This is a genomic window from Gelidibacter mesophilus DSM 14095 (assembly GCF_000423005.1).
Classification (GTDB): Bacteria; Bacteroidota; Bacteroidia; order Flavobacteriales; family Flavobacteriaceae; genus Gelidibacter; species Gelidibacter mesophilus.
Map to the genome: position 1 here is coordinate 401097 of NZ_KE383968.1, position 18927 is coordinate 420023.

Genomic DNA, 18927 nt, shown 5'->3' on the forward strand with positions numbered 1-18927 from the left:
AAACAAATTTTCAGAAATGTCAAAACAACCAAAATTAACGCGATTTAATCAAAGTGTCCTATCAAAATATCAAATCTATAATGGTATTTTCATGACCCTACCCTTCGATGCCGTCACAAAAACAGGCGTCCTATTACCATTGTTTCATGAAACTTGTAAAAAGGGATTTATTGCAGGTGACGACCCTACGACCATTGTTAATTCATTTTTTAAAAAATACCAAGCACGGCGCACTCCAGAAAGCCAAATTAATTTACTGTTCCGCTTCATTCAATATATAGAGCGTCAAGTTGTTTTGTTTGATGCCATAGAAGATGCGGCATTCCCGATCGTCAATAATATGGACGGGATTGGAACATTAAGAAGCTTGAAAGAAAGTGCTTCTGCAAACAATAAATTGGACCGTCTCCAAAAATATTTACAAGATTTTAAAGTCCGTATTGTCCTGACCGCACATCCTACACAATTCTATCCAGGCTCTGTTTTAGGAATTATAACCGATTTGACTGAAGCAATCAAGGAAAATGATTTGCTTCGTATCAACGATTTACTGGCACAATTAGGAAAAACGCCCTTCTTTAAGCATGAAAAACCTACACCTTACGATGAGGCCGTGAGTTTGATCTGGTATTTGGAGAATGTTTTTTATAAATCCTTTGGCGACATCTTTGATTATATCCAACAGAATATTTTTGATGGTAAACAAATAGAAAACAACATTATCAATATCGGATTTTGGCCTGGTGGTGATAGAGACGGAAACCCTTTTGTAACTCCGGAAATCACCCTTAAAGTGGCAGCACGTTTAAAGGAAACCATTATTAAAAATTACTATCGCGATGTTAGAGGTCTAAAAAGAAAACTAACTTTTAGAGGCATAGAAGATAGCATGGCGTTCCTTGAAAAAGAACTCTATGAACTCATGATTGGCAGTCCTTCAGAATTGACTCTAGAAGGTTTAAGAGCAGAGTTGCAGACGGTTAAAGACCTCATCATCGAAAAACACCAATCTCTATATGTTGCTGAAATCAACAGTTTACTCAACAAAATACACCTCTTCGGATTCCACTTTTCAACTTTGGATATCCGTCAAGATAGTCGTGCGCACGACAAAGTCTTTACTGATTTAGTAGAAACATTATTAGATAGTGGGAGCGCTATTTTTCCAAAAAACTATTTTGAGCTCTCACATAAGGAACAAGTGGACGTGCTCTCTAAGGTGAAAGGCAAAATAGATTTGTCAGTGATAAAAGATGACGAAACGCTTAAAACCTTACAGATTATTGAAGCCATTAAAACCATTCAAGAAAACAATGGCGAACAGGCTTGTAACCGATATATCATCAGTAACAATCAAAGCACACTACATGTAATGCAATTGTTTGCCATGTTAAAACTGGTCGCATTTCAAGAGGAAATGCCTGTAGATATCGGACCTCTTTTTGAAACTATTACCGACTTGGAAAACGCACATTTAGTGATGGAAGAGCTCTATACAAATCCTGCCTACAGCGCCCATTTAAAATCAAGAGGCAATAAACAAACCATTATGCTTGGTTTTAGTGACGGCACCAAAGACGGGGGTTATTTAATGGCAAACTGGGCCATTTACAAAGCAAAAGAGCGACTTACTGAAGTTTCGCGCAAATACGATGTCACTGCTATTTTCTTTGACGGGCGTGGTGGCCCACCTGCGCGTGGTGGTGGTAAAACACATAACTTTTATGCGTCTTTAGGTCCAACTATTGAAGATAAAGAAGTACAATTGACCATACAAGGACAAACCATTAGCTCTAATTTTGGAACTTTAGATGCGTCACAATACAACTTGGAACAGTTGATCAGTTCGGGCATTCACAATAGCTTAAGTGACACTGACTTACGGATGGTACCGGAAAATAGAGAGGTCATGGGAAATTTGGCCAATTTAAGCTATAAAGCTTACGCCGACTTTAAAGGACATCCAAAATTCATTTCCTATTTGGAGAATATGAGTACCTTAAAGTATTATTCCAAAACTAATATTGGAAGTAGGCCAACCAAACGTGGCAAATCTGAAGGACTGGTTTTTGAGGATTTAAGAGCCATCCCTTTTGTAGGATCATGGAGCCAACTCAAACAAAACGTCCCTGGGTTTTTTGGTGTGGGCACCGCTTTAAAACATTATGAAGATGCTAATGAATTTGAAAAAGTACAGCATCTCTTTAAAACCTCAAGCTTTTTTAAGACCTTGATTGAGAACAGCATGATGTCCATGGCAAAATCCTTCTTTGATTTGACCAAATACATGTCTGACGATCCTGAATATGGCGCGTTTTGGAATATTATTCATGATGAGTATGTCATTACAAAGCGTTTAATTCTTAAACTAACTGGCTATACTGAGCTGATGCAGGAAGAGCCTTCTGGAAAAGCTTCCATTAGCATAAGGGAATCTATTGTATTACCACTCTTAACCATTCAACAATTTGCTTTAAAGAAGATTCAGGAATTGGAAAAAGAGTCGCCGCGAGACGAAGCGCAAATTAAAGTTTACGAAAAAATCGTCATGCGTTCTTTGTTTGGGAATATTAATGCAAGTAGAAATTCGGCTTAGGAAATAGTTCTTATTCTATAAATCAAAACCCTCAACTTTTCTAAGGTTGAGGGTCTATGATATAAAATATTTTACCTTTTTAAATGATCTATAATATACGCGATCGGCCTGCAAACGGACTTATAATTTGGAGCATTCTAATTATCATTAAGTCTAAAATCAGGATAGGCATCCATACCATTTTCATGGGCATCCAATCCCTCTATTTCTTCTCGTTCTGATACTCTAATCCCGACTGTTTTCTTCAAGACATAGAGTATTATAAATGACGTACTAATGCAAAATACCGCATAAGTAATCACACCAATCAATTGACTTAGAAACTGTGTACCACCTGCCAAATTACCAAAAACACCTACGGATAATGTTCCCCAAATACCACAAACCAGGTGAACTGCAATAGCACCCACAGGATCATCTAATCGTAACCTATCAATTAAGGAAACAGCAAATACAATAATTGCCCCCGCAATGGCACCAATTATAAGGGCATCCATCGTACTCATTTGGTCAGCTCCAGCTGTGATACCAACTAAACCTCCCAAAATACCATTGAGAAACATTGTCAAATCTAAATTTTTGTATCTCAACGCTGAAACCAGCGCAGCTACTACGCCTCCTGCCGCCGCCGCAAGACATGTGGTCACTAAAGTTAATGAGGTAACACCTGGATCTGCAGAAAGTACAGAACCACCGTTAAAGCCAAACCATCCCAACCATAAAATAAACACACCGGCTGTAGCCAACGGAATATTATGACCTGGAATGGCCTGAATTTTTCCGTATTTAAATTTTCCAATCCTGGCACCCAACAAACAGACGGCTACTAAAGCACCCCAACCCCCAACAGAATGGACAAGTGTCGATCCTGCAAAATCATAAAATGGGGTATCTAAGGTCTGCAAGAATCCGCCGCCCCATTTCCATGAACCAGCAATTGGATAAACCAATCCCACATAAAGTATCACGAATACCATAAACGGAATTATTTTGACCCGCTCAGCAACAGCTCCTGATACTATAGTGGCAGCAGTAGCTGCAAACATCCCTTGAAACAAGAAGTCTGTCCAATAAGTATAACCCGCGTTATAGGTAAGGTCCAGTGTATCCTCAGTAGTGAGAGGAGCATCCAATCCAAAACCCGCAAATCCCAGGAATCCATTAAAATCACCTGGATACATTAAATTGAAGCCAACAAGACTGTATAATAATAAGCCAATAGTGACAATGAATATATTTTTGAATAAAATATTTAAGGTGTTTTTTTGTCTCGTCAATCCGATTTCCAAAAGTGAAAATCCCAGATGCATAAAAAACACAAGTGCAGTACAGATCATCATCCATACGTTGTTAATAGTGAGTAATTCCATAGTTCTGCTCTTTATTTTAATGTGTTTCCTCCTTTTTCTCCTGTACGTATCCTGTATACCTCTTCAATATGAGACACAAATATTTTCCCGTCACCCACCTCACCTGTGGCACCAGATTCTATAATGGTTTTTATAGTTATGGCTTCAAAATCATCATTGACCACAATAGAGAGATAACGTCGTTGAATATCACTCGTGCTATAGGCAACGCCCCTATAAACATGACCTTCTTCTTCATTTCCCAAACCGGTAACATCCCAATAAGAGAAGAAATTGACACCTACCTCGTGGAGTGCTTTTCTGACTTCATAGAATTTTGATTTTCTGATAATAGCTTCTATTTTTTTCATAACTATTTTGTTTTAATTAGATTTAAAATTGATAAACGGCGGCAATTAAAAATGAGGAAAGATTATTCGATGGTTCTAAATAGCCATTCAAATACCTCTTGTCATTCCAATTGTCCAATCGTACTTCAGGAATGATCGTTAAGTCTGCGATTTTATAATTGACAGATAATGTTGTGGCAAAGACGTTATCGTCATTGACATCACCATGGTGGAATCCAAAATATTCAACTCTGGCCCCTAATCCTAAAGCATCTGAAACAGTATATTTAGGATAAAGGGCTGCCCCATAAAATCCATTCCCACGAGTATCACTATAAGTGGTGTTGATTCCTAAGAAAAAAGTATCACTTATAGCGCTTCCTCCGGTATAATCGATCTGAAATGAAGGTTCGGAGTTGCCTGTTTGATTGCCATAAATAACATTGAGAAACTAAATTTTAAATCCCAATTGTGCTCCAAGCGTATAACTGCCATCCAAGTTTATCTCTGTATAATCGGTACTGTTCATGACCGAGAAGTAACGAAAAGTCGTCAGAAAGACCAATTTCTGCCTTAATTCCAGTGTGGGAAAACGGACCATTGGAAAACATATAGGAAGTGCTATAATTAAAATTCCCCACCGGAGAAATGACTTCATAACCCAAAAAAGTATTAAAATTACCCAAAGTCAACTGCACCTTATCCGTCACATTCCAATAGACAAAAAGCTGATTAACAATATTTGCAGAACCTGTAGATAGGAAAACAGCATCTTCTCCTCTTGGACCAAATACCAAATCGGCAACAAACCCAACTTTTTCACCCTCATAGCTTAAAATAACATCGGCCATTCCAAAACTAAAGCCACTTCTATCTGCGAACGATGTTCCGGGATTCAAAAAGATGCTCTGACCATCATCGTCTTCAAAAACCTCATTAAAGCCTGTGATATTTGTTCTAAAATAAGCATCGACACTGCCTATTATTGATAGTTTATTTTGATGCACTTCTTGAGCGAAAAGCATAAATGGAAAAGCTAACAAAACACTTGTAGAAATTAATTTCATAAAGTATATAATTTAATAATTATGAATCAAATTTATATTTTTTTAAAGCCCACCCCCTACTTACAGGGGGTTAAATTGTTATTTTTATGACATAATAAATTTATACCACATAAATTTAGGGGGTCTATTTATTAATGTTGTATTTTTTGTTAAATGTGAAATTAATAAAATGAGAAATTCATTTGAAATTCATCATTTTGCCAAAAATTCGATATAAAAAAACTCACTAAGATGAATAAAATTTACCCAAAGTTTGTTTATATTGAATTTAATGCATTGTAGATTTATCAGTTTGAACTCATCTTATTGTAAATCTCATAATTATAGCACCCCTCATTATCAATCTCGGAAAAGTGAACCTACAATTTTAAATTTCAGGATTTTACACATAACTTAGAATCCGATAAAGGGATAAAACCCACTAAATTTTCTAATATATGCTGAAGCAACAAGGACTTTATTTACCAGAATTTGAACATGATAATTGCGGCGCTGGATTTATATGTAGTCTCAAAGGAAACACATCCAACGCCATCATTCATAAAGCGCTTGAAATATTAGAAAAATTAGAACATCGTGGTGCGGTAAGTTCTGATGGTAAAACTGGAGATGGCGCTGGTATTTTAATCGATATCCCTCATGAATTTTTCGTGAATAAGTGCGATTTCCTATTACCAAAATTTGGAGACTATGCCGTGAGCAACGTTTTTCTTCCAAAAAAAGAAAATCAGCGCAACTATTGTATTGATAAATTGGAGCAGTATATAAAAGCACAAGGCTTACCTATTTTAGGATGGCGAGATGTGCCCGTCGATTCTGCAGTTTTGGGAACCGTTGCCGCCCTTACGGAACCTTTTGTAAAACAGATTTTTATAGGAAAGTCCGAAGAACATCAGGACGATTTTAGCTTCAATCTAAAACTGTTCACCGCCAGAAAACAGGCAGAACATCATATCAATGCGTCCAAACTTTCTGAAAGCACACGTTTTTACCTTCCAAGTCTATCAACTAAAATCATCATATTTAAAGGACTTTTAGTGCCTGAAGATATTAAACTCTATTATAAGGATTTACAAGACCCGTCATTAGTGACCCGTTTGGCATTGGTGCATCAGCGTTTTTCAACCAACACCTTCCCGACTTGGGATTTGGCGCAACCATTTAGATATATGTGTCATAATGGCGAGATCAATACCTTGAGAGGCAATGCATCCCGCACACTCTCACGTCAGGAATTGATGGAAAGCGATTGGTTTGGTGAGGAAATCAAAAGCATTTTTCCTATCATTCTTCCAGGGAAATCAGATTCTGCACAAATGGATATGATGGTAGAATTGTTATTGATGACTGGCCGCTCACTCCCCGAAGTGATGATGATGCTGGTACCCGAAGCTTGGGAGAAAAACCCTGAGATGTCTGAAACGAAAAGAGCTTTTTACGAATATAATTCCTGCATCATGGAACCTTGGGATGGGCCAGCTTCCATTCCGTTTACAGATGGTAATTATATAGGTGCCGTGTTAGACAGAAACGGACTGCGCCCATCGCGCTATACGGTGACTAAAGATGGTTTTGTGGTGATGTCTTCTGAAACTGGCGTCATTGAAATTGATGCGAAAAACGTAGAACATCATGGCCGATTGGAGCCTGGGAAAATGTTTTTGGTAGATATGAACCAGGGTCGGATTATTAAAGATGAAGAAGTTAAGGAGGCCATTGTCTCCAAGCACCCTTACCAGGAATGGTTGAAGAAAAACTTAGTGCATTTAGCCGATATCCCCGCGCGAGAAGGTCCAATCCCACACGAAGAGGAACCTTTATTGAAACGTCAGGTGGTTTTTGGATATACCGAAGAAGATTTAAGCGTCATCATCAAACCAATGGCACGATTGGGCAAGGAACCTATTGGATCTATGGGAAATGATGCACCCATCGCCATCCTTTCTGATAAACCACAACTCCTTTACAATTACTTCAAACAATTATTTGCCCAAGTCACCAATCCGCCGTTGGATGGGATACGTGAACAACTGATCACAGATATCAGTTTGACCTTAGGAAAGGATACCAATATCTTTAAAATTAATGAAGATCAATGCCGAAAGCTGAAAATCCAGAATCCTGTTATTTCAAAGCACGATCTCGATAAAATAAAGAACTACACCCAAAATCCAGATTTTGTAGTCACAACAATTCCCATTCTATACGAAGTAGAGAAAGGCCTCAATGAATTGGAGCGCGCTTTAGTCAATCTCGTTAAAAAAGCATCAAAAGCTATTGATGAAGGTGGCAATATTATTATTCTATCTGATCGAGGGGTCAACAAAAAAATGGCGCCAATCCCTGCCTTAATTGCCTGTTCCTATGTTAATCATGAGTTGTATAAAATAGGAAAACGTGCTAAAGTCAGTATCATTATAGAATCGGCCGAACCGCGAGAAGTCCATCATTTTGCATTGTTATTCGGCTATGGTGCAAGTGCCATCAACCCTTATATCGTTAATGAAATTGTTCGAGATCAGGTTGAAAAACAGAATATTGAAGGCATGGATTATATGACCGCCATCAAGAATTACAATAAAGCGGTTGGCATGGGCATTCTTAAAGTGATGAACAAAATTGGGATTTCTACACTAAATTCCTATCGCGGATCTCAACTTTTTGAATGTGTAGGACTCAATACTACAGTGGTCAATAATTATTTCCCACATACCGTAACCCGAATTCAAGGCATCGGCCTCAGAGAAATCGAAAAAGAAATTTACAAACGTCACCATCAAGCCTACCACAAAAAAACTATTGATGGCGACCTCGGATTGGAATTTGGAGGAATTTATAAATGGCGACGCAATGCCGAAAAGCACGCCTTTAACCCACTGACTGTTGCAAAGCTTCAAGAATCTGTCAGAAACAATAAACCGGAAACCTTTAAGGAATATTCAGATTTGATTAATGAACAGACCAAACAATTGATGACCATTCGTGGCCTGTTTGAATTCAAAAATTATGATCCTATTCCTTTATCAGAAGTGGAACCTTGGACGGAAATTGTCAAACGTTTTAAAACAGGCGCCATGTCATACGGATCGATCAGTAAGGAAGCGCATGAGAATTTAGCCATTGCAATGAACAGAATAGGTGGAAAAAGCAATTCTGGCGAAGGTGGTGAAGATGAAGAACGATTTTACAAAGATGCGAATGGTGATTGGAAAAACTCCGCCATCAAACAAGTGGCTTCCGGACGTTTTGGAGTGACTTCAAATTATTTGACCAGCGCTTCCGAAATTCAGATTAAAATGGCCCAAGGGGCAAAACCTGGTGAAGGCGGCCAATTACCAGGCCCGAAAGTGAATCCTGATATTGCAAAAACCAGAAATTCTACGCCGTATGTCGGACTCATTTCTCCGCCACCACATCATGATATCTATTCTATTGAAGATTTATCTCAATTGATTTATGATTTAAAATCGGCCAATCGCGAAGCGAGAATCAATGTGAAATTAGTTTCTGAAGTAGGTATTGGTACTGTTGCTGCTGGAGTCGCCAAAGCAAAAGGCGATGTGATTTTAATTTCCGGCCATGATGGTGGTACGGGTGCTTCGTCTTTAACCTCCTTAAAACATGCTGGTTTGCCTTGGGAATTAGGTCTTGCCGAAGCCCAACAAACCTTAGTCATGAACAATTTGAGAAATCGTGTGGTTTTAGAATGCGACGGACAAATGAAGACGGGACGTGACGTCGCCATTGCATGTCTTTTAGGAGCCGAAGAATTTGGATTTGCCACGGCACCTTTAGTAGCTTCAGGTTGTGTGATGATGCGTGCCTGCCACTTGAACACCTGCCCTGTGGGCATCGCCACCCAAAATCCAGAGCTTCGTAAGAAGTTTCAGGGCAAACCGGAACATGTGGTCAACTTTATGTATTTCGTAGCTCAAGAATTACGCGAAATTATGGCAGAACTCGGTTTCAGAACCATAAATGAGATGGTAGGTCAGGTTCAAAAGCTGGACCGCAACAAAACCATCAATCATTATAAATCCTTAGGATTGGATTTATCGCCAATATTGCATCAAGTAATTGTCCCGGAGTGCACCCAATTATTCAATACCCAAAAACAGGATCACCAACTTGAAAAAGCCTTGGATTTCAAAATTATACGTCAAGCACATCCAGCATTGTTCAGAAAAGAAAAGACAGTCATTGAATCAAAAATCAACAATCGGGACCGTGCCTTTGGAGCCATATTGAGCAACGAGATTTCCAAAATTTACGGCGCACAAGGCCTTCCAGAAAACACCTTAAAAATAAACTTTACAGGATCCGCAGGACAGAGTTTTGGTGCTTTTGCAACCAAAGGATTAACGCTTGTGGTTAATGGAAACACTAATGATTACTTAGGAAAAGGGCTTTCGGGCGCTAAAATAAGTGTCAAGGTTCCCGAAGAATCCACCATTGTTCCTGAAGACAATATCATCATTGGAAACGTTGCTTTATATGGAGCAACCAGCGGTGAAGTATATATCAATGGAAAAGCCGGCGAACGTTTTTGTGTCCGTAATTCTGGTGCGCATGCGGTAGTTGAAGGTATTGGCGACCATGGTTGCGAATATATGACCGGAGGACGCGCGGTTATTTTGGGAGAGGTAGGACGTAATTTTGGAGCAGGAATGAGTGGCGGCATCGCTTATGTTTATGATGCCAACGGCACCTTCGATAAAAAATGCAATAAAGAAGGTTTGAATTTAGAAACTGTTACATCGATAGAGGACATCACAGAATTAAAAAACCTGGTCGAAAACCATTATAACGCCACATTGAGTCCTCTGGCCCAACGCCTTTTGGAAAACTGGCAGAAAGAACTCCCTAAATTCATAAAAGTATTACCCGAAGAATATAAGCAAGCCTTAATCCGAATGGCCGAAGAAAATAAAGTAAGTGTTTAATTGAAAAAGAGTTCCGTTTTCACGGAAAATAACTATGGGAAAGATAACAGGATTTTTAGAATACGAAAGACTTGATGAGCCATATATAGCGGTTGAAAAGCGATTGGAAAACTACAAGGAATTCACGATTCCACTGGAAGAAAAAAAACTAAAAGATCAAGGTGCACGCTGTATGGACTGCGGCATTCCTTTTTGCCATAGTGGATGTCCCCTAGGCAATTTGATTCCCGATTTCAATGATAAAGTCTATAAAGGCCGCTGGAAGGAGGCTGCCCAGATTTTACACTCCACCAACAATTTCCCTGAGTTTACAGGCAGGTTATGTCCTGCACCGTGCGAGGAAGCCTGTGTCTTGGGAATAAATGAAGATCCGGTTTCCATAGAAAATATTGAGAAAAACATTGTAGAAAAAGCGTTCGAAGAAGGTTGGATCACAGCGCATCCGCCAAAATTAAGAACGGATAAAAAAGTCGCGATCATTGGTTCTGGCCCTGCAGGTCTGGCAGCTGCGCAGCAATTAAACAGAGTAGGTCATTTGGTGACGGTTTTTGAACGCGATGCCAAAGTAGGCGGCCTGTTGCGTTATGGCATCCCGGACTTTAAACTTGAAAAACATATCATAGACAGACGCATTGCCATTCTTGAAGAGGAAGGCATCACGTTTACCACCAATGCCCATGTAGGCAAAAATATCAGTATAGAAACCATTAAAGCCGATTTTGATGCGGTGGTGCTGTGCGGTGGTGCAACCGAGCGCAGAGGAATTCCCATCAAAGGCAATCACCTGAAAGGCGTTTATCAAGCCATGGATTTCTTGAAATTGAGCAATCAATATGTTGATGGATTAATCGATTTTAAATCGGTATTATCAGCAAAAGATAAAAATGTCATTGTAATTGGTGGCGGAGACACAGGCTCAGATTGTATTGGCACAAGCAATCGTCATGGTGCAAAAAGTGTGACGAATTTTGAAATTTTGAGTAAACCTTCAGTGGGCAGACCAGCACATCAACCTTGGCCTTATTGGCCCATGAAGTTAAAAACGACTTCTTCACATCAAGAAGGTGTAGAGCGATTTTTCAGCCTGTCAACCAAAGAATTTTTAGGGGATAAAAACGGCAACCTCATCGGATTAAAAACAGTTGAAGTCGAATGGTTTTTTAAAGAAGGTCAGCGTCCTGAATTAAAAGAATTCCAAAATTCTGAGAAAACTTGGGATTGTGACATGGTCATGTTAGCCTTAGGATTTACCGGTTCAGAAAAAACATTGGCGGAACAGTTTGGATTGGAAATGGACTTTAGAACCAATATCAGAGCCTCAACAGCGAATTATGCCACCAATGTTCCTGGAATATTTAGTGCAGGCGATATGCGCCGTGGACAATCCTTAATTGTTTGGGCCATTTCGGAAGGCCGTCAAGCTGCTCACCATGTGAATAAGTATTTGATGGGTGCTTCTAATTTACCACTTAAAGACGATAACGATTTGCCAAGAATCTGAGAAATTTTAAAAGATTAGAGATTTTAATTAGGTTATATAAAAATCTTTTTTGACTTTTGACGAACAAATGAAAAAACAAAACTTCAATATTATTTCTATTATTAGCGCTGTGATTATTTCACAACGGTGAGGAATGGTACACTAAGTTTAAAAATATAACTAAAGCCTTCCTCTTAATTGGAAGGCTTTTTTTTTACGTATGAATCAAAATATTATCATTATTAGCGTGATTATTATTAACTCCAGTTAGTTGATACAGAATGCTATTTCCATGAAAAGCCTGTATCAATTGAGATACAGGCTTTTTTAATTGCAAATTTTAGCATTTTGAACGTCATAAATAAATCAATCTAAACAATTGATTATCAGTTTTTTAAATATCGAAAACTGACACTGAGTTTAATCTGAAACGGTAAATTCAAAAACATTAAATCATAGCAAACATTAATTTAGAACTTTATTTTATTATGAACGCATATTACAATGACCAAACTCTAATTTACCACAATGGTGAATTTTTAAAACCTGAAGCCGCAACGAGTAGTTTATACAGCCAAACATTGCACTATGGCAACGGGGTTTTTGAAGGCATTAGAGCCTATAAAACAGCAGAGGGCACTAAAATTTTTAAAGCCAAAGCACACTATGAGCGCCTCAAATACGGCGCGAAAGTTATGGGAATCCCTTTTAATTATACCATTGAAGAGCTTACGGCAATCACTTATGATCTTTTAAAAAGAAATGAACTTCAAGACGCTTACATTCGCCCTTTAATCAGCACAGGCGCTAACATGGGGCTTTACACATCTAAAGAATCAATATTGACTATACAATGCTGGGCATGGCCAAAATTAATGGGTGACACCCTGCTACGTGTAAAAACCTCGTCTTTTGAGCGTCCAAATCCAAAATCCTGTTTTGTTGAAGCAAAAGTAACTGGACATTATATCAACTCCATTCTTTCAACCAACGAAGCTAAAGATGCCGGGTTTGATGAAGCGTTGCTATTGGATATGCACGGAAATGTGGCGGAATGTTCAGGTGCGAACATCTTCATGGAAAAAGATGGAAAACTATTTACGCCTAAAAAAGGAAGTATTATGGCTGGAATTACACGTTCCACCATCTTAGAAATTTGTAAGGAAGAAGGCATTCCGGTCGAGGAGAAACATTTCAAATTAGAAGAACTTAAACAGGCAGATAGTTCGTTTTTTACAGGAACAGCCGCTGAGGTTGTAGGACTCAAATCATTGGATGATTATGAGTTTCCTTTACAATGGACTAAATCCTTAGGTTATCAATTAATGCAGTTATACCAAAAAGAAGTTTTGGGACAGCGCAAAACAAAGTTATCGAAAGTATTATGAGTGAATTAAACAAATATAGTAAAACAGTTACACAAGATCCTACACTACCAGCGGCGCAAGCAATGTTGCACGCCATTGGTTTAACCGATGAGGATTTAAAAAAACCGTTTATAGGAATTGCAAGTACAGGTTATGAGGGCAATCCTTGTAATATGCATTTGAATGACTTAGCGGTACATGCTAAAAAAGGAACAGAAAACGCTGGTTTAGTCGGATTAATTTTTAACACGATTGGTGTGAGTGATGGTATTTCAAACGGCACACCGGGAATGCGTTTCTCATTACCATCAAGAGATGTTATTGCAGATTCCATGGAAACTGTCGTAGAAGCGATGAGTTATGACGGCTTAATTACGGTTGTTGGATGTGATAAAAATATGCCGGGTGCCTTAATGGCTATGCTCCGCTTAAACAGACCTTCTGTTTTGGTCTATGGCGGAACCATTGCTTCAGGGTGCCACAATGGCAAAAAATTGGACATCATTTCAGCATTTGAAGCCTACGGACAAAAAGTGGCTGGTACCATTAATGAAACTGAGTTTCAGGCTGTGGTTCACAAGGCGTGTCCTGGCGCTGGTGCCTGTGGTGGAATGTACACCGCAAATACAATGGCTTCGGCAATTGAAGCTTTAGGAATGTCACTTCCTTTCAACTCTTCGAATCCTGCGCTGAGCGATGGAAATTTAAAAGAAAAGGAATCTGTAAAAGCAGGTGAAGCTTTACGTTTATTATTGGAAAGAGACATAAAGCCGTCGGATATTGTCACTAAAAAGTCTATTGAAAATGCCTTTAGATTGGTCACTGTTCTTGGTGGTTCCACCAATGCCGTCCTTCACTTTTTAGCCATTGCAAAATCAGCACAGGTAGAATTTACTTTAGAAGATTTTAAAAAGATCAGCGATACGACCCCCTTATTAGCCAACTTAAAACCAAGCGGGACCTATTCAATGGAAGATTTACACAACATTGGTGGTATTCCTGGGGTTTTAAAATATATGCTGGACAAAGGTATGCTCCATGGCGATTGCTTAACGGTTACTGGAAAAACTTTAGCAGAAAACTTAAAAGATGTCCCAAATTTGAAAGACGGTCAGGACATTATCGCAACATTAGAAAACCCTATTAAAGAAACGGGACATATTCGTATTCTTTTTGGAAACCTCGCCACTGAAGGTGCGGTAGCAAAAATCACGGGTAAGGAAGGTTTATCATTTAAAGGCACCGCAAATGTATTTGATAGCGAAACGGCAGTAAACGAAGGCATAAAAACAGGAAAAGTCAAAAAAGGCGATGTGGTCATTATCCGCTATGAAGGCCCTAAAGGCGCTCCTGGAATGCCAGAAATGCTTAAACCAACCTCTTCTATTATGGGGGCAGGTTTAGGAAAGGACGTTGCAATGATTACAGACGGTCGTTTTTCAGGAGGATCACACGGTTTTGTGGTGGGTCATGTGTCTCCAGAAGCACAAGAAGGTGGAAATATTGCACTTATTGAAAATGGCGATATTATCTCTATTGATGCCGTTAACAATACCATAAACATCGAAATTTCAAATGATGAATTAGCAAAAAGAAGAGCCCAATGGGTGGCCCCGCCATTAAAATTTAAGCGCGGCGTCCTTTATAAATATGCAAAAACGGTTTCATCAGCATCTAAAGGATGTGTTACGGATGAATTCTAATCCAATTCCTGCGTAAGCAGGAATCCGTTAGGCTCAGTACCGCTAACTTATGGATGTCAGGCACAAAGGGCTATGACATAGCGATATAAAAATTAATAAAAGTTAAAATATTGAGATTCTTTTTTTCAAAAGGAATGTAAACCAGTTTTCAATATGAAAGACACACAAACATTACATAAAGAACAAAAAGTAACTGCTACTACCATGCGTATTACAGGCAGTGAAGCCATCATCAGATGTCTTCTTGCAGAAGGGGTGGATCTTCTTTACGGGTATCCAGGTGGTGCCATCATGCCAGTATATGATGAACTCTTTAAGTTTAGAGACCAAATTCATCACGTTTTGGCACGCCATGAGCAAGGCGCTACCCACGCTGCACAAGGCTATGCACGTATTTCTGGCAAAGTTGGTGTTGCCATTGCTACTTCAGGGCCTGGTGCCACCAACCTCATCACAGGAATTGCTGACGCACAAATAGACTCAACACCATTGGTGTGCATTACAGGTCAGGTTGCTTCCCATTTATTGGGTAGTGATGCGTTTCAAGAAACAGACATTATCGGTATTTCAACACCGGTTACCAAATGGAACCATCAAATTACTAAAGCTTCTCAAATCCCTGAGATGATCGCCAAGGCTTTTTATATTGCCAAAAGTGGCCGTCCAGGACCCGTATTGATCGATATTACTAAAGATGCTCAATTTGAAGAATTTGATTTTTCTTATGAAAAGTGCAAGGGCGTGAGAAGTTACAATCCGGTTCCAAAAATAGATATAGATGATGTTAAAGCAGCTGCACTATTGATTAATTCGGCAAAAAAACCATTTATTGTTTGGGGCCAAGGCGTTATCCTCAGCAAAGCTGAAAATGAATTAATGGCCATTATCGAAAAAGCAGGAATCCCTGCGGCATGGACAATTCTTGGAGCTTCTGCCGTACCCACGGCGCATCCTTTAAATGTAGGAATGGTGGGCATGCATGGTAATTATGCGCCCAATGTGCTGACCAATGATTGTGATCTCTTAATTGCGATAGGCATGCGGTTTGACGATCGTGTTACGGGTAATTTGGAGACTTATGCAAAACAAGCCAAGATTATTCATTTTGAAATAGATCCAGCCGAAGTTGATAAAAACGTAAAAACTGACGTGGCTGTTTTAGGGGATGCCAAAGAAAGCCTTTCAAAATTATTGCCTTTGTTGAAAACGAACACACATACCGAATGGCATCAAAAATTTAAAGATTTATATGCCATTGAATATGAAAAAGTGATAAAGGACGATTTATATCCTACCAAGGAAGGTTTGACTATGGGCGAAGTGCTCAAAGAGATTAACCTGCACACCCAAGGAAATGCTGCCATTGTATCTGATGTTGGGCAACACCAAATGATTGCATGTAGATATGCCGAATTTACGACTACCAAAAGCAATATCACTTCCGGCGGATTAGGAACTATGGGCTTTGCCCTTCCTGCGGCGATTGGCGCAAAAATGTCAGCTCCAGAGCGTGATGTGGTGGCTATTATTGGTGATGGTGGTTTTCAAATGAACATTCAGGAATTGGGCACCATCTTTCAACAAAAGGTACCGGTTAAAATTGTGGTGTTGAACAATGAATTTTTAGGGATGGTGCGCCAGTGGCAACAGTTGTTTTTTGATAAGCGTTATGCCTCAACAGAAATGACCAATCCTAATTTTGTAGCTATTGCAAAAGGCTATTATATAGAAGCCCAAAAAGTGACTAAAAGAGCTGATTTGAAAAATGCCGTTGCTAAAATGATGGCCTTTGAGGGTCCCTACTTTTTAGAGGTAGCCGTAGAAAAAGAAGACAACGTATTCCCTATGATTCCTAGTGGCGCGAGTGTTTCAGATGTGCGGTTGGAGTGAGTTGGGAGACGGAAGCTTGAAACGCCGAGATTGAAGATTGAAGATGAAAGCCGACAACCAACAGCTGAATATTAGATTATATAAAAAAATAAAAAAACAGGGCTCAAAACCATTAATAACCATGAGTGAACATAAACAACTATATACGGTTTCTATTTATACCGAAAACAACATCGGTTTATTAAACCGCATTTCGGCAATTTTTCAAAGACGCCATCTCAATCTTGATAGTATAAATATTTCGACTTCTGAGATTGAAAATGTTTCTAAATGGACGATAGTTTTACAACTTTCTGAAGAACGCATGAAAAAAGTCATTGGTCAGATTGAAAAACAGATTGAGGTCATCAAGGCCTATTACCACACTGAAGAAGAGACCATTTATCAAGAATCCTGTCTCTTTAAACTCAGATCCAATTTGCTTTTTGACGAGCGTGAAATTCAAAACATCATCAAAGAAAGCAATGCAAATATTGTCACGGTTAATAGAGAGTTCTTCGTCATTGAAAAATCTGGTCGTAAACAAGAAATAGAGTTATTACATCGCGAATTAAGTGTTTTTGGAATCATGCAATTTACACGCTCAGGACGTATTGCAGTGACCAAAGACGAAATGAAAATATCAAAAATGCTGGAAGCATTTCAACCATAAAAATTATATAAAATGTCAAATTATTTCAACACATTACCGTTAAGACAACAATTAGAGCAATTGGGAAAATGCCGATTTATGGACGCCTCAGAGTTTGAAGATGGCATCAGCGCATTAAAGGGAAAGAAAATAGTTATTGTAGGCTGTGGTGCCCAAGGTTTGAACCAAGGTTTGAACATGCGCGACTCCGGTTTGGATATTTCTTACGCATTACGTGAAGCGGCCATTAAAGAAAAACGTGCCTCATATAAGAATGCGACCTCAAACGGATTTAACGTTGGCACTTATGAAGAGTTGATTCCAACAGCAGATCTTGTGCTGAATTTAACGCCAGACAAACAACATACGGATGTTGTAAAAACCGTCATGCCGCTAATGAAGAAAGGAGCAACCTTAAGTTATTCCCATGGCTTCAATATTGTAGAAGAAGGTACAAAAATTCGTGAGGATCTTACCGTCATTATGGTGGCACCAAAATGTCCAGGCACAGAGGTTCGTGAAGAATATAAGCGTGGCTTTGGTGTACCAACCTTAATTGCGGTGCATCCTGAAAATGATCCTGAACAAAAAGGTTGGGACCAAGCAAAAGCTTATGCCGTAGCAACAGGAGGTGACAGAGCAGGTGTTTTAGCATCATCGTTTATTGCGGAAGTAAAAAGTGATTTAATGGGAGAGCAAACCATTCTTTGTGGGGTATTACAAACAGGCTCCATCTTAGCATTTGACAAAATGGTTGAAGAAGGTGTCAATGCCAATTACGCGGCAAAATTGATTCAGTTGGGTTGGGAAACCATTACGGAAGCTTTAAAGCATGGTGGAATCACCAATATGATGGATCGTTTGTCAAATCCGGCAAAAGTGAAGGCCTTTGAAATGGCTGAAGAATTGAAAGTCATCATGAAGCCTTTGTTTGAAAAGCACATGGACGATATCATTTCCGGACATTTCTCACAAACTATGATGGAAGATTGGGCCAATGATGATGTCAATCTTTTAAAATGGCGTGCCGCAACCGGTGAAACTGCTTTTGAGAAAACAGAATTGACTGCAGATCATATTTCAGAGCAAACCTATTTTGACCATAGTGTCTTATTGGTCGCTTTCGTAAAATCTGGAGTAGAACTAGCTTTCGATACGATGGTAAGTGCAGGTATCATTGAAGATTCTGCTTATTACGAATCATTGCACGAATTGCCGTTGATTGCCAATACTATCGCAAGAAAGAAATTATTCGAAATGAACCGTGTTATTTCGGACACGGCTGAATATGGTTGTTATTTATTTGATCATGCCGCTAAACCTTTATTGGTAGATTTTATGAAAAATGTAGATCCAAAAACCATCGGTACTTCTTTTTCAACATCAAATGCAGTGGACAATCAAGAACTGATCGCTATTAACGACGCCATTAGAAATCACCCTATTGAAACGGTTGGTAAACGCTTACGAGCGGCCATGACTGCCATGAAAGTTATAAAAACAGACGCTGAAGTTGAAGATTCTGTTTTGGCATAACAAGAAATTTTAACA

The 18927-nt window shown here is 39.1% G+C and carries 12 protein-coding genes; 8 read left to right on the plus strand and 4 right to left on the minus strand.

The genetic code is table 11. The features are described 5' to 3' along the window. Window positions 1–16: 16 nt before the first annotated feature. Complete coding sequence (locus tag G525_RS0119740) at window positions 17–2596, plus strand: phosphoenolpyruvate carboxylase (protein WP_027127688.1); 2580 nt, start codon at window positions 17–19, stop codon at window positions 2594–2596. Window positions 2597–2733: 137 nt separating this feature from the next. Here G525_RS0119740 and G525_RS0119745 read toward each other — a convergent pair whose 3' ends face one another. Genes G525_RS0119745 through G525_RS22875 form a run of 4 tightly spaced genes read right to left on the minus strand, consistent with a single transcriptional unit; the run spans window position 2734 to window position 5362 of the window. Continuing rightward, window positions 2734–3966, minus strand: coding sequence for an ammonium transporter (locus G525_RS0119745; RefSeq protein WP_027127689.1), 1233 nt, complete (start codon window positions 3964–3966; stop codon window positions 2734–2736). Between the two features lie 11 nt (window positions 3967–3977). Next, entirely contained in the window at window positions 3978–4316 is a 339-nt protein-coding gene (locus G525_RS0119750) for a P-II family nitrogen regulator (RefSeq protein ID WP_027127690.1), read from the minus strand. A gap of 22 nt (window positions 4317–4338) precedes the next feature. Further along, window positions 4339–4734 (minus strand): outer membrane beta-barrel protein, encoded by a 396-nt coding sequence (locus G525_RS22870; RefSeq protein WP_342662779.1) that lies wholly within the window; start codon window positions 4732–4734, stop codon window positions 4339–4341. A 19-nt stretch (window positions 4735–4753) separates the two neighbouring features. Next, a complete protein-coding gene (locus G525_RS22875; protein ID WP_342662776.1) occupies window positions 4754–5362 on the minus strand; it encodes an outer membrane beta-barrel protein in 609 nt (202 codons plus the stop codon). A gap of 437 nt (window positions 5363–5799) precedes the next feature. Here G525_RS22875 and gltB point away from each other — a divergent pair, with 437 nt between their 5' ends. The 7 genes from gltB to ilvC all read left to right on the plus strand — a co-directional run bounded on the left by gltB (window position 5800) and on the right by ilvC (window position 18912). Next, window positions 5800–10305 carry a glutamate synthase large subunit gene (gene gltB, locus G525_RS0119760; RefSeq protein ID WP_027127691.1) on the plus strand — a complete coding sequence of 1502 codons (4506 nt, stop codon included), beginning with the start codon at window positions 5800–5802 and terminating at the stop codon, window positions 10303–10305. Window positions 10306–10339: 34 nt separating this feature from the next. After that, window positions 10340–11806, plus strand: coding sequence for a glutamate synthase subunit beta (locus tag G525_RS0119765; protein ID WP_027127692.1), 1467 nt, complete (start codon window positions 10340–10342; stop codon window positions 11804–11806). Between the two features lie 467 nt (window positions 11807–12273). Then, a complete protein-coding gene (locus G525_RS0119770; protein WP_027127693.1) occupies window positions 12274–13173 on the plus strand; it encodes a branched-chain amino acid transaminase in 900 nt (299 codons plus the stop codon). Next, a complete protein-coding gene (ilvD, locus tag G525_RS0119775) occupies window positions 13170–14855 on the plus strand; it encodes a dihydroxy-acid dehydratase (protein ID WP_027127694.1) in 1686 nt (561 codons plus the stop codon). Before G525_RS0119770 ends, ilvD begins: the two co-directional genes overlap by 4 nt. Window positions 14856–15008: 153 nt before the next feature. Continuing rightward, a complete protein-coding gene (gene ilvB / locus G525_RS0119780) occupies window positions 15009–16745 on the plus strand; it encodes a biosynthetic-type acetolactate synthase large subunit (RefSeq protein ID WP_027127695.1) in 1737 nt (578 codons plus the stop codon). 121 nt (window positions 16746–16866) lie between these two features. After that, window positions 16867–17397 (plus strand): acetolactate synthase small subunit, encoded by a 531-nt coding sequence (ilvN, locus tag G525_RS0119785; RefSeq protein ID WP_027127696.1) that lies wholly within the window; start codon window positions 16867–16869, stop codon window positions 17395–17397. Between the two features lie 12 nt (window positions 17398–17409). After that, window positions 17410–18912 carry a ketol-acid reductoisomerase gene (gene ilvC / locus G525_RS0119790; RefSeq protein WP_027127697.1) on the plus strand — a complete coding sequence of 501 codons (1503 nt, stop codon included), beginning with the start codon at window positions 17410–17412 and terminating at the stop codon, window positions 18910–18912. Window positions 18913–18927 lie beyond the last annotated feature (15 nt).

Excerpts from the sequence above, each read along its gene's own strand:
- ilvD (WP_027127694.1), top strand. The coding sequence starts at position 13,170 with ATGAGTGAATTAAACAAATATAGTAAAACAGTTACACAAGATCCTACA.
- ilvB (WP_027127695.1), top strand. The coding sequence starts at position 15,009 with ATGAAAGACACACAAACATTACATAAAGAACAAAAAGTAACTGCTACT.
- G525_RS0119750 (WP_027127690.1), bottom strand. The coding sequence starts at position 4,316 with ATGAAAAAAATAGAAGCTATTATCAGAAAATCAAAATTCTATGAAGTC.
- G525_RS0119765 (WP_027127692.1), top strand. The coding sequence starts at position 10,340 with ATGGGAAAGATAACAGGATTTTTAGAATACGAAAGACTTGATGAGCCA.
- ilvN (WP_027127696.1), top strand. The coding sequence starts at position 16,867 with ATGAGTGAACATAAACAACTATATACGGTTTCTATTTATACCGAAAAC.
- G525_RS0119740 (WP_027127688.1), top strand. The coding sequence starts at position 17 with ATGTCAAAACAACCAAAATTAACGCGATTTAATCAAAGTGTCCTATCA.
- gltB (WP_027127691.1), top strand. The coding sequence starts at position 5,800 with ATGCTGAAGCAACAAGGACTTTATTTACCAGAATTTGAACATGATAAT.
- G525_RS0119745 (WP_027127689.1), bottom strand. The coding sequence starts at position 3,966 with ATGGAATTACTCACTATTAACAACGTATGGATGATGATCTGTACTGCA.
- G525_RS0119770 (WP_027127693.1), top strand. The coding sequence starts at position 12,274 with ATGAACGCATATTACAATGACCAAACTCTAATTTACCACAATGGTGAA.
- G525_RS22875 (WP_342662776.1), bottom strand. The coding sequence starts at position 5,362 with ATGAAATTAATTTCTACAAGTGTTTTGTTAGCTTTTCCATTTATGCTT.
- ilvC (WP_027127697.1), top strand. The coding sequence starts at position 17,410 with ATGTCAAATTATTTCAACACATTACCGTTAAGACAACAATTAGAGCAA.